This window comes from Candidatus Symbiopectobacterium sp. NZEC135 (assembly GCF_025962695.1).
In genome coordinates this window covers 21,237-32,917 of record NZ_JAGFPF010000046.1, presented here as the reverse complement: position 1 = coordinate 32,917, position 11,681 = coordinate 21,237, and the positions used below count along the sequence as shown (strand labels likewise).

Sequence of the window (11,681 nt, the reverse complement as noted above, 5' to 3'; positions counted from 1 at the left end):
GTGCATTACATCGCGACCGATAATCATGCATTGGTGCAATGTGCGTTTATGCATCTGAAAGAGAAAGGGCTTAATCGTTTTGCCTTTTATGGCTTGCCGCCTTCTGGTGGTAAAGGGTGGGCACAGGAACGGGAGTACGCTTTTCGTCAGTTGGTCGCGTCCGAGCAATATCAGGGCGTGGTGTATCAGGGGATGGAAACAGCACCGGACAACTGGCAATACGCACAAAATCGCCTGGCAGACTGGGTGCAAGCCTTGCCGCCACAAACCGGCATTATTGCCGTTACGGATGCTCGTGCCCGCCATTTGTTGCAGGTGTGCGAATATTTGAACATCGCGGTACCGGAAAAACTCTGTGTCATCGGTATCGATAATGAAGAGCTGACCCGTTATTTGTCTCGGGTGGCGCTCTCTTCTGTTGCGCAAGGTACGCGACAGATGGGATATCGCGCCGCTAAATTGCTGCATCAGCTGTTACACCATCCGGTTGCGCTGCCCCTTCAGCGTATATTGGTTCCGCCTGTGCGGGTGGTGGGGCGCAGTTCTACCGATTACCGTTCGGTGCACGATCCGGCGGTAATTCAGGCCATGCACTATATTCGCTGCTATGCCTGCAAGGGTATCAAAGTCGAGCAGGTGCTGGATGCCGTTGGCATGTCGCGTTCCAATCTGGAAAAGCGCTTTAAAGATGAAATGGGGCAGACCATCCACGGTGTCATTCACGCAGAAAAACTGGAGCGTGCGCGCAATCTGCTGGTGTCGACCTCTCTGTCGATCAACGAGATTTCGGTAATGTGTGGTTACCCGTCGCTGCCCTATTTCTATGCAGTGTTCAGGAAAGAGTATGATTTGACGCCGAAAGAGTATCGCGATCGCTTCGGAGAAGATGTGAATCGGTGAAATGCCCGGCCTCATTCATGATAGCCGGGCTAGCGGTTTTTTAGGCCGGTACGCGCCAGTGATCGTAATAGATATGCTCGATCTGGAAGTTGGTGTCTTCAACATCGCGGGTTAAACGGCAGGCAATAGTGCCCGCGAAGTCGAAGGCAACACCCAATCCTTTGCCGCTGATCAGGTTGCCATCTTCTACTACGTTCTGATCGACATAGACGCCGTCCGTGACATCCTTCCAGAGATCGCCGGAGCAGACATAGCGCCGGCCTTTTAGCAGTTTGTTGCCACCCAGCACGCGCGCTGCCGCAGAACAGATCGGGCAGATCAGCTTTCCGGCGTCGTCATGACGGCGAATAAATTCGGTGACCAGCGGATTTGCTGCCAGACTCAGCGTACCTTGCAAGCCGCCTGGGATCACCACGGCATCGAACAATTCATCCATGCTTCTTTCCAGCAGTGCATCAGCAAACATGCGGATATTGTGGTAGCTGCGCAGCTCCAGCATGTCTTGGCAGGACAGCATTTTCACGCCGATTTTCATACGGTGCAGGATATCTATCACCATAACCGCCTCTGCTTCTTCAAAGCCTGGTGCCAGCAGGACGGCGACTTTCTTAGACATAACATCTCCAGCAAATAGGCAAGGGAAACCATAGTCCGCCGAGAATAACAAAGATTTATCCTTCAAATGAAACATTGTTTTATTATTTGGTTTCCCGTCGCGTAAATCGATTTTAGCCGCTGGATTGGCAGTGAAATGGCGGTATAATCGCCTGCTGAGTTTGTTTCCTCTCTGAGCTGTTCTTCATTGCCTATTCTTTGTGGTAGAAATCCATTGATACCGTTACATTCAAAGGCGGCTTAGCGACATTGACGGTTTTTTGCAGAAATCATCACTCGGCTCTTCCTGTCGCGGCAAAAAGATGTTTAAATTATAACTCATTTATTTTGCATAAATATGCATTTGTTGGATGGCGAACAGTATCGGTACATGCGCGTGCCGCCACGCACATAACGTTCTGATTTTTTCTCATCAATGCATGGCGTAACATATCGTGGTGTGGCTGTTAAGCTTCTCTCCATAAGTCTATCGAGCAGGGATTTATTTTATGACGACGATTCTCAAGCACCTTCCGGCAGGTCAACGTATTGGCATTGCGTTCTCTGGAGGCCTGGATACCAGTGCAGCATTGCTGTGGATGCGTAAAAAAGGGGCGGTTCCTTATGCTTACACCGCAAACCTGGGACAACCGGATGAGGATGACTATGAAGAGATCCCTCGTCGCGCAATGGAGTACGGCGCAGAAAATGCCCGTCTTATTGACTGCCGCAAGCAACTGGTTGCGGAAGGCATTGCCGCGATTCAGTGTGGTGCTTTCCATAACACCACGGGTGGCCTGACCTATTTTAATACCACCCCGCTGGGCCGTGCGGTAACCGGCACCATGCTGGTCGCAGCCATGAAAGAAGATGGTGTGAATATCTGGGGTGACGGTAGTACTTATAAAGGTAATGATATCGAGCGTTTCTATCGTTATGGTCTGCTGACCAATGCTGAACTGAAAATCTATAAGCCGTGGCTGGATACGGATTTTATCGATGAACTGGGCGGCCGTCAGGAGATGTCCGAGTTTATGGTGCAGTCCGGTTTTAACTACAAAATGTCCGCAGAAAAAGCCTATTCAACCGACTCCAACATGCTGGGTGCAACGCACGAAGCGAAAGATTTGGAATTCCTGAACTCCAGCGTGAAGATTGTGAATCCGATCATGGGCGTCAAGTTCTGGGATGAGAACGTCAAGATTGCGGCAGAAGAGATCACGGTACGTTTTGAGCGCGGCTATCCGGTGGCGCTGAACGGCAAAACCTTTGCCGATGATGTTGAACTGATGCTGGAAGCCAACCGCATTGGCGGTCGTCACGGTTTAGGCATGAGCGACCAGATTGAAAACCGTATTATCGAAGCGAAAAGCCGTGGCATTTATGAAGCCCCCGGCATGGCGCTGCTGCACATTGCCTACGAACGTTTGGTTACTGGCATTCATAACGAAGATACCATTGAGCAATACCATGCGCATGGTCGTCAGTTGGGCCGTCTGCTGTATCAGGGGCGTTGGTTCGATCCGCAAGCACTGATGCTGCGTGATGGGCTGCAACGCTGGGTGGCCAGCGCTGTTACCGGTGAAGTGACGCTGGAACTGCGCCGCGGCAATGACTATTCCATTCTGAATACGGTGTCGGATAACCTGACCTACAAGCCGGAACGTCTGACGATGGAGAAAGGCGATTCCGTGTTCTCACCGGATGACCGTATTGGTCAGCTGACGATGCGTAACCTGGATATCATTGATACCCGTGAAAAACTGTTCAACTACATCGAAACCGGGTTGCTGTCCTCTTCGGCGACGACGGGCTTGCCACAGATGGAAAGTCTTGAGCAGTTGCAGGATAAGAGCAGTAAATAACGCGCTGCTGTTTGCATTCCTCTGCAAAAGGGTACCTTAGGGTGCCCTTTTTCGTTATCAAGGTGCAATCTCGCTAGAGTGCCTTTGCCGACCGTCAGCGCAGACGGTGATTGATGAGTCTGGGCCCTTTATTCAGTGTTTGCGTCAATAGTAACGCACATAAGCAGACTAATAGTCTGGTCTTTAAGCGGGGGTATGGTTTAGCATCGGTATTAATTATATCCACTGACGGAGTCTTACGATGAATACGCGTAACATGGCGATATTGCTGACGTTGTCCTTGAGTGGTGCAGTACAGGCTGATGCCACATCATTTTTGGCACAGCAGGGGCTGGCGGGTAAAACGGTTGAACAAATGGTCAACACCATTGACCAATCGGCACAATCGCGGCCTCTACCCTATTCTGCATCGATCAATGCGACCCAATTGATGCTGACCCAAGGGGAGCAGAAGTATGTTTATCCTTTGGGCGACAAGTTTTATTTGTCGTTTGCTCCCTATGTGCAGCAAACACACCCTTGCTTTAATCACAGCTTGTCGGGCTGTCAGGGAGAACTGGTCAACACGGCATTCAACGTCAAAATTACTGACAAGCAAGGCGCTGTTATTGTACATAAAAACGTGACGAGCTATCAGAATGGTTTTGTAGGCGTCTGGTTGCCGCGCAATACCGAGGGAACCATTGAGGTAACCTACCAAGGACGTGTCGCTCAGGCGCCTTTCGCTACTTATGATGACAGCCAAACTTGTATGACCACGCTACGACTGAAGAGCGTCTAAACACACCGCCGATGATTCCACCTCAGCGCGTATGCTGGGGTGGCTATCACCATGCCGTATCCGCTTTGGTGACACAGCGGTTGCTCCTGTATTTTTTCTTCCTTTTCTGTTACACCTGATGGTCTTGTCACCGCACGGTAAATCTGCAATGTCTCTGTTAATCAAAGCCATTCTTGGCGCTGTCATTGTTGTGCTGATTGGTATTTTGGCTAAGACCAGACACTACTATATTGCGGGGTTGATTCCGCTATTTCCGACCTTTGCCTTGATTGCCCACTACATTGTGGGAACAGAGCGCGGTACAGAAGCGCTGCGAGCCACCATTCTGTTTGGCATCTGGTCGATCATTCCCTATCTGATTTACCTGATATCGCTCTACTATTTTACCGCTTCGATGAAGCTGCCGTTGGCATTGCTATCCGCAGTGGCCTGCTGGAGCGCTTCTGCGTTTGTATTGATCAAAGTCTGGGCGCATGTTTATAACCAGTAGGGTATCTCCGCAGCGAGTGGGTTCCTGAAAGATGAGCGCGGATATTACAGAAAGATGGCTTCATTGCCACTACTGCGCCTTCTGCGTGATTTCTTTCTGCTACAGCAAAACAGCGCGTCCTCTGAAGCTGAGGGGGAGGCTGTCAGTGCCAGGCTGCGATAATCGTTACTCAGGATCATGGTGCATATCTTTTCCCACGACACGATATCGTGTTCCTCGGTAGCGCATGCCTCTTCATCGGGTATGCTCGTCAGAAAGCCGCGTGAACGGTGCCAACTGAGGTACTGAGCAATGTTGGCGCGGAATTGATCTGCCATTTTTTGCGGCATTGAGTTCAAGAGAAATGTAGCATGGCTTTGCCATGTCCCTTCGCTGGGTTTGCGGGCGTTATCACCCGGGCTAGTACGACTAAACGTGGCTTGTTGCGGATAGTCTGCCTTACACCGAAAAATTTCTGTGGTTTGTTGTTCGAAAGGTTCTTGTATTTTCATGTTGCTGCGTGGTGCGCCTGAGCGATACATGAGATCATACAAGGGGTTGTAAGGCGCTTTTGACAGGCTGTTAAATAACCATACGTCTTGCGATTGCCAATCAAACAGAGGATAGAACATAGTAATCTGGCTGTTGGTCTCTGATATAGAGAAGTGCTCGTTGTTATCTACGCCATAGCTTTTTTGTGTCAGTTGACTATCGTTAGCGGCATACTCACTGGACAGTGTTCCCATGACGAAGGCAAGCGTTTTTCCAGAGGAAAGCCAATGCAGGAATCCAGAGGTAAAATTGCTCTCTGTCATCGCATAATGGTAAAACGGAAAAAGATGTTGATCCGTAATAGCGTCTGCCGGGGGAATTCTCCACCATTCAACGTCATCTTCCCAAGATATCCAGGCGCGTGAATCATAGGTTGAGTTATTTTCAGTTGTGAGCGGCAGCGCAATCCAATAAAAATTTTCAATTACCTCGTGATATAGCTGTTTCAAGCGTTGTATATGCGAAATAGTTTGCGTATGTTGAGCTTCCTGATCAATAAACAATACGGTGATCTTCTTACCATGAGCTTTAGCAACAGTTGCAACGAGGTGTAATAGTACCGTTGAGCTTTTTCCTCCGGATAAGGAGATGCACACTTTTTCATAATCACTGAACACAATATCAAGACGTAATAACGCCGCGTCAAAAACGTTGGATATGGAATGTGGCTCTTTCATCTTATTGCCCTGGCGGTAAGGTTTTCTGTGTTGCCGACTAATCGCGACCTATAACGGTTTATTTTTTTTATGGTTGATACGAGGAATGAACCTAGCTATCACGTTTGTGAATAATGATACGTTAGCTAAGAGATATACCCCTTGTGTTTTAAGCTAACTAAATGATATATAAGCTATAGTTATATTCTAATAAACGAGTTTTCTCTCAGGGTGAGTATTTTATTAGTGGTTAATATAAGCTTTTTTTTGTCATTTTTTGTCATTTTTCGCTCATCATATTGAAAATTTTTATGGGTGGATAGTCATGAGTGTCGTGAACATTAATGGTTTATTTATATTTTAATCATTGCTGTGATTGTTAATCGAGTGTTTGGTCTATTTTTTGTGTTTTTCATGAGTGTTTTAGCCGTCAAGTGTTAGATGTTTTATTTGTTTTTGTGTCTTAAATGAGACAGTGACCCATTAGAACTAGACAGGTAAACTCCATTTGGTTTTGATTTTATTGAAGGTAAAAGATAGGTATTGTTTGACTTTGGTTTATATCTTTCAGGATATAAGGTCCATTCTCGAATTTTTGGGTGGGTATGAGCAGGTATTTAAATCAAGAATTACCTGAACTCATATTTCATTCTTCTGCGGTATGGCATCATATTTTGTTGGTACTTTCATGCTGGCAAGGATGTTTCTTGCTTCTTGAGTATCAGGAAAACGCCCCAATACCCTAGTGTCAAAGGTGGCAAGGTGAAAGCTGTCCTGCAAGAGTCCAGGTTGGGCATCCGTGGGCGTTAATGACGTTTTTGTGAAAGCAAGTGATGTATTAAATGTAAATGAAGTAATAGGTATGTATCGAAGGTTATGTACGGATGGGTATGAAAGTGGTTTACCACAACGTCATGAGATGAGGTGCCGTAAATCAGGCTTTTTTAACAGGGCGATATGTGATTCAACGTTTGTTTAAAGGGATGGCGTCACGTAAACGCGGTGCACTTTAGGAGTATGTTTATAATAACCATCAGTGAAAGTGTCACACTTCACTATTTTGATACTTGAGCTACACTTGTTTTAGGTCACCCTGTGGATTGATGCTCTTGTGTAAAGAAAAACAATAATCAAATTCTTTCTGCTATAGCTGGATGCGATCCGAACCTGTAGATGTTCATTCGCGTCTTTTCATGATATCGGTCTGGTTGCCTTTTTTTGGATGAGACAACTTTAAGATAAACAACGTTACGCCTGTACGGCAAGTGAGAAAGTTAAATCTCGCGATGAATTCGTAGCGGAGGGTTTATGGTAATAAATAACGTCTTGCTCTTTGGTCAAGACTCATTTTTCTGTAAAACAGTGTCTGACATCTTGCTGAAAAAAAACGTTCAATACGTACATGTAAAAAACTATCGTCAATTTTTTACTCAACTTGTTAGTGATGCTCCATCTCTTATCATCGTGACGGATGATATATTGGATTGTGATAGGAAAAGAGAACTCTTCAAGATCAAATGCTATTCGTTGGGTGTGAGAGTCCTGCTATTCACCGAGGGTAGTGTAGATCTTAGTATTAGTAAAGATCTGTCTGTTGTCGATAAGAGAAACCCATTCCATCTCTATGAAAACATTGTTGATCTGTTTTTTGCGGGTTACCGGCTCATTGATTCGAAAGTGGTACCTGATAAAAAGGTGACTATACAGAAAGTGCTTAGCCCAAGAGAAAATACCATCTTGTCTATGATGACTGGCGGTATAAGTGTCAGAGACATATCAAAGCAATTGAAAATTAAAGAAAAAACAATTATGACCTACAAGCGCCGATTCTTCGCAAAATTAGGCGTGAGAAAACTTAGAGATTGTATTATACCTTAATCAGAGCTTCACTATGCCAAGTAATATTGTTTTCTATGATTTGGATTCTTTCTTTGTTCTTGGTGCCAAGGCGCTGCTCAATACTTTTGAGCCAATTTATATTGCAGTAACACAACAAGATGTCATCGAGCTTTTGAAACGACAAAGCATTGATATTCTTATCATTGATCCTTTGCAGAGAATCTGGGTTATATCTGAGGATTTTTTAGCCTCTGTGCGTTCTGTTTCAGAAAAAACAAAAATTGTTTTTTTAATTGAGAGTAAAAATAAAAGCAATTTTTATATCAATAGACTAAGTCCGCATTTGGTAATAGAAAAAAACATTGATCCTGCCATTTTTGTAAAGGTATTGGAATTACTTAATGTCGGTATCAATGCCAATAAAGTATGATGTTATCACTTTTATTGTATTCATTTTTTAAAAGTGAAGATCGGTTTTTAAAATAAGGTAAGAATCCAGCATGTTATATCATTATGAAGACAAACGCTGCGCATTATTTGAAGAAAAGTTGAGCAGTAAAATAAATATGTTGAAAAAATATTTGTTGCCTCATATGGTGAGGGTGAAAAGTACCAAGGGTAAACAAGATTTAATGTCATTTTTCTATGTATCATCTGGGTTTATTTCTGTGTATAGAAAAAATGAAGATATTCTTCTTGGACATCTACACGCACCCGTTTTCTTTGGTGTTAATTTTTTGTATGAAGCCTATTTCCCCGTTTATTTCACTGGGGGGCATGAAACAGTTATTTATCAAGGTGATGTTAATAAACTACAGGAAATAATAAAAGAGAACCACTTGGAGGAGTGTCTAATATACGTTATGCTCGCTAACCTGAACGAATTATACCGGCGGGACTTGATATCCGGAAAATCTGATAGTTATCAAGTGATAAGAAGCATATTGTTGCATTATATTGATAAACCTCTGGATTTTAGAATGCAATTTGGCATAGCATCGATAATTATCAAATTAACAGGGTTGTCCCGTAGTCATGTCATGAGAATTCTGTCTGAGTTGAAAAAAGGGGGGTATATTGAAACAAAAGAAGGAAAGCTTATTTCAGTTTCTGGTTTGCCAGAAAAGTTTTGAACGAAAAGATAAGGGGATATTTTGATTGTAATCAAACACTCACGTTGTATCTACAAAATAATTAATTTTAATCAATGACTTGCGTTCTCTGTCTTTTTATTTGTTTGTTTTTGATCTTATAAAGTGGTCGAGTCATTTTTTGAAAATATCATCACTGGCTTTGTCCTATTCTCTTATTGAATAATAATCTAAACGCTACAATGGTAAGACAGGGTTGTAAGAATAGTTTCCTGGCGTGATAATTATCCTCTATTTTTAATTTACCTGTCATTTCCTGTATTCATTATTTTAAAAATTACAGGTGAATTGCATACTTATGCGTGATTTATTTTGCCATTTATTGCAGATGTTTGAGAGTAAACGCTATTTGCTCCCAGTGTATTTTCTTGTGTGTATTCATACTGAGCGGCCCATTCTTCTTTTCATATGCACAATCCATTCATCAAATTTTTACTGATTCCGAGCACCTTGCTTCCCTACCTACTACGTCATATACGTTGAAAATAGGTGAGTTACCGCAATCCGTGGCAAAAAATCTGCATGTCAGTATGAAGGTATTGTGAAAATTAAATGAACCTCGGACTTTCTTATATGACTTTGATAATCTTCAACCTGGTGAAAAACTGACTATTCCAGCGTTGCTTTTGGTATCAAGCAGCACAACTTGTCATCGTACGGAGTCTTCCCTGCTGATTCCAGATAATGAGCGTTCGCATAAGATTGCCCAATTAGCCCTCCGGGTTGATCCTTTTCTTGCGGACGATCCAAGGCGCGATACCGCTATTACCGAACTGCATCGTATTGCTATTGAGCAGACAGGCAGTAGGTTTCAGGCTTGGCTAAGCCGCTTTGGCACTGCTCGTGTGCAACTCGATGCGAATAATGTCTCTTTGATAAGCCATGAGACTATATGAAACAAAAAAGCCATTTTTTACAATGGCTTTTTAGGCGATGAGAGGTGATAAGATCGCGTGAAATGTTACTCTATGTTTTGGATCTGCTCGCGCATCTGCTCAATCAGTACCTTCAGCTCAATGGCGCTGGCAGTGACGTCGGCGTTGATGGATTTGGAGGCCAGGGTGTTAGATTCGCGGTTGAATTCTTGCATCATGAAGTCGAGACGGCGGCCAACGGCTTCCGGCTTTTTCAGGATGTTGTAGGTCTCTTTAACGTGCGCTTCGAGCCGGTCCAGCTCTTCGGCAACGTCAACGCGTTGTGCTAACAGCACCAATTCCTGTTCCAGTCGGTTGTTTTCTAACTGTACCTGCGCTTCTTCCAGCTTGTTGAGCAGGCGTTCGCGCTGCCATTGCAGGATGGTTGGCATGTGCGCACGCACTTTCACCACTTCGGCACTTACACCCGCAAGGCGTTGTTCGATAAGTTGTTTGAGTGCAGCACCTTCGGTTTCACGCGCGGTGATAAAATCATCCAGCGCTTTTTCCAGTGCGGCCATCAACTCCTTGCTGATCGTATCCAGGTCTTGCTCTTGCGCGGACATCACGCCTGGCCAACGCAGGATATCAACGGGATTAATTTCCCCTTCATCACTCTGCATTTTTACCCAGTTGGCGGCTTCAACCAGCTGTTTTGCCAACTTTTCGTTCAGGATCAGGCTGCCTTGCGCACTCGGGTCGAGTTCAAAACGCAGGTTGCATTCGATTTTCCCGCGCGTCAGACGGGCGCGAATACGCTCACGAATCACCGGCTCCAGACTACGGAACTGTTCCGGTAAACGGATGTATGTTTCAAGATAACGCTGGTTAACGGAGCGAAGCTCCCAGGCTGCGTTACCCCAGCCGCCCTTGATGTCACGGCGGGCGTAGGCGGTCATACTGCGGATCATCGGTATTTACCTGTTTAGCAAGTGATAAGGCGAGTATAACGCGCCCGTGGTTTTGCTGGGTAGGATAAAATCAGTTGAGCGGTTGGCGCACAGTAGGATTTCAGAACGCTGCCGCATTATGCTGCGTGAAACAGACCTTCGTTTTGTTGGGCAATCTCCCAGCATTTGTTTTTCATCAGTTGCTTCAACTGCAATGCGGCGCGTGATTGCGGGTTGTCGCGGCGGCTGATCAGTGTCACTTCAAACGGTAGCGGTTGTGCAATCGGTACGATTTTCAACATATCGGCATAGCGATGTGCGGTAAACAGATCGACGATACCCGCGCCTCCGCCTGCCAGCACCATGTCGGCAATCACCGAGTAGGTTTTGATATATACCGATGACATCGGTGTTAGTCCTTTGGCGCGCAATGCACGATGCAATACCTGACCCAGCGGATCTTGCTGCTGCATCATCAGCAGGTTATTGGAGCAGAGCCACTCCAGTGATACCGGCCCATTGTGCGGGCTGTCTTTGGGTAACACTGCGACCATATAGGCTTGAAACAGCGGCTCCGCCAGCAGGGCGGCAGGCACTTGCTGACCAAAAACTAGTGCAAAATCGAGTTGATCTTGCAGGATATTTTGACACAGTGTGGAGAAGTGCTCGGTCACCAGTTCTACGTTGACGCGCGCTTCTTGCTTGTGAAATTCCACCATGGTGGGTGCAACCACCATTTGGCTAAACGCATGCGCTGCCCCCAGCCGCACCGTTTGTACCCGATTTCGTCTCATCTGTTCCGTCAGTGAACCAATGGCTTGCAGATGGGTGTAAAGCTCCTGTACTTCAGGGATCAGGCGCCGCCCTTCTCGGGTCGGCACCATGCCCTGCGCGCCGCGTTCAAACAGGGCAAACCCCAGTTGCTGCTCAGCGTGGTTGAGCACCCGGCTGACGTTCGGTTGTGAAACGTTCAGCAAGCGGGCAGCACCGCTGATGGTGCCAGCCTGAAGAATAGCCTGAAAGATTTCGATGTGGCGTAAACGCATGGACAGGTGCTCCGTGTTGGTTAG

11 protein-coding genes are annotated in these 11,681 nt (G+C 45.7%); 7 read left to right on the top strand and 4 right to left on the bottom strand.

The window, feature by feature from the left end:
- The coding region (locus tag J5224_RS18270) for a substrate-binding domain-containing protein (RefSeq protein WP_264626711.1) at nt 1-900 on the top strand (900 nt) is incomplete at its 5' end.
- A 40-nt stretch (nt 901-940) separates the two neighbouring features.
- On the opposite strand, the gene J5224_RS18265 is transcribed toward J5224_RS18270, so the two are convergent.
- Nucleotides 941-1,516, bottom strand: a complete 576-nt coding sequence (locus J5224_RS18265) for a DJ-1/PfpI family protein (protein WP_264626710.1) — start codon at nt 1,514-1,516, stop codon at nt 941-943.
- A gap of 487 nt (nt 1,517-2,003) precedes the next feature.
- On the opposite strand from J5224_RS18265, the gene argG reads away from it, so the two are divergent.
- The 3 genes from argG to J5224_RS18250 all read left to right on the top strand — a co-directional run bounded on the left by argG (nt 2,004) and on the right by J5224_RS18250 (nt 4,630).
- Nucleotides 2,004-3,359, top strand: coding sequence for an argininosuccinate synthase (gene argG, locus J5224_RS18260; protein WP_264626709.1), 1,356 nt, complete (start codon nt 2,004-2,006; stop codon nt 3,357-3,359).
- A 241-nt stretch (nt 3,360-3,600) separates the two neighbouring features.
- Nucleotides 3,601-4,140, top strand: a complete 540-nt coding sequence (gene cueP, locus J5224_RS18255; RefSeq protein WP_264626708.1) for a copper-binding periplasmic metallochaperone CueP — start codon at nt 3,601-3,603, stop codon at nt 4,138-4,140.
- A gap of 148 nt (nt 4,141-4,288) precedes the next feature.
- Nucleotides 4,289-4,630 (top strand): GlpM family protein, encoded by a 342-nt coding sequence (locus tag J5224_RS18250; RefSeq protein WP_264626707.1) that lies wholly within the window; start codon nt 4,289-4,291, stop codon nt 4,628-4,630.
- Nucleotides 4,631-4,674: 44 nt separating this feature from the next.
- On the opposite strand, the gene J5224_RS18245 is transcribed toward J5224_RS18250, so the two are convergent.
- Nucleotides 4,675-5,838: a phosphoadenosine phosphosulfate reductase family protein gene (locus J5224_RS18245; protein WP_264626706.1), complete on the bottom strand. Its 1,164-nt coding sequence runs from the start codon at nt 5,836-5,838 to the stop codon at nt 4,675-4,677.
- Nucleotides 5,839-7,125: 1,287 nt separating this feature from the next.
- On the opposite strand from J5224_RS18245, the gene J5224_RS18240 reads away from it, so the two are divergent.
- From J5224_RS18240 to J5224_RS18230, 3 genes are all read left to right on the top strand, one after another.
- Nucleotides 7,126-7,695 (top strand): helix-turn-helix transcriptional regulator, encoded by a 570-nt coding sequence (locus J5224_RS18240; protein WP_264626705.1) that lies wholly within the window; start codon nt 7,126-7,128, stop codon nt 7,693-7,695.
- A 13-nt stretch (nt 7,696-7,708) separates the two neighbouring features.
- On the top strand, nt 7,709-8,086 hold the full coding sequence (locus J5224_RS18235; protein WP_264626704.1) for a hypothetical protein: 378 nt from the start codon (nt 7,709-7,711) through the stop codon (nt 8,084-8,086).
- Nucleotides 8,087-8,156: 70 nt separating this feature from the next.
- Entirely contained in the window at nt 8,157-8,789 is a 633-nt protein-coding gene (locus J5224_RS18230; RefSeq protein ID WP_264626703.1) for a helix-turn-helix domain-containing protein, read from the top strand.
- Between the two features lie 979 nt (nt 8,790-9,768).
- Here the strand turns inward: J5224_RS18230 and J5224_RS18225 are convergent.
- Together J5224_RS18225 and J5224_RS18220 are read right to left on the bottom strand one after the other, a co-directional pair.
- Nucleotides 9,769-10,632: a YicC/YloC family endoribonuclease gene (locus J5224_RS18225; RefSeq protein ID WP_264626702.1), complete on the bottom strand. Its 864-nt coding sequence runs from the start codon at nt 10,630-10,632 to the stop codon at nt 9,769-9,771.
- 116 nt (nt 10,633-10,748) lie between these two features.
- Nucleotides 10,749-11,657, bottom strand: coding sequence for a LysR family transcriptional regulator (locus J5224_RS18220; RefSeq protein WP_264626701.1), 909 nt, complete (start codon nt 11,655-11,657; stop codon nt 10,749-10,751).
- Between the last annotated feature and the right edge of the window lie 24 nt (nt 11,658-11,681).

Bases quoted from the DNA above. Each gene is read 5' to 3' on its own strand.
- J5224_RS18265 (WP_264626710.1), bottom strand. From the start codon at position 1,516: ATGTCTAAGAAAGTCGCCGTCCTGCTGGCACCAGGCTTTGAAGAAGCA.
- argG (WP_264626709.1), top strand. From the start codon at position 2,004: ATGACGACGATTCTCAAGCACCTTCCGGCAGGTCAACGTATTGGCATT.
- cueP (WP_264626708.1), top strand. From the start codon at position 3,601: ATGAATACGCGTAACATGGCGATATTGCTGACGTTGTCCTTGAGTGGT.
- J5224_RS18250 (WP_264626707.1), top strand. From the start codon at position 4,289: ATGTCTCTGTTAATCAAAGCCATTCTTGGCGCTGTCATTGTTGTGCTG.
- J5224_RS18245 (WP_264626706.1), bottom strand. From the start codon at position 5,838: ATGAAAGAGCCACATTCCATATCCAACGTTTTTGACGCGGCGTTATTA.
- J5224_RS18240 (WP_264626705.1), top strand. From the start codon at position 7,126: ATGGTAATAAATAACGTCTTGCTCTTTGGTCAAGACTCATTTTTCTGT.
- J5224_RS18235 (WP_264626704.1), top strand. From the start codon at position 7,709: ATGCCAAGTAATATTGTTTTCTATGATTTGGATTCTTTCTTTGTTCTT.
- J5224_RS18230 (WP_264626703.1), top strand. From the start codon at position 8,157: ATGTTATATCATTATGAAGACAAACGCTGCGCATTATTTGAAGAAAAG.
- J5224_RS18225 (WP_264626702.1), bottom strand. From the start codon at position 10,632: ATGATCCGCAGTATGACCGCCTACGCCCGCCGTGACATCAAGGGCGGC.
- J5224_RS18220 (WP_264626701.1), bottom strand. From the start codon at position 11,657: ATGCGTTTACGCCACATCGAAATCTTTCAGGCTATTCTTCAGGCTGGC.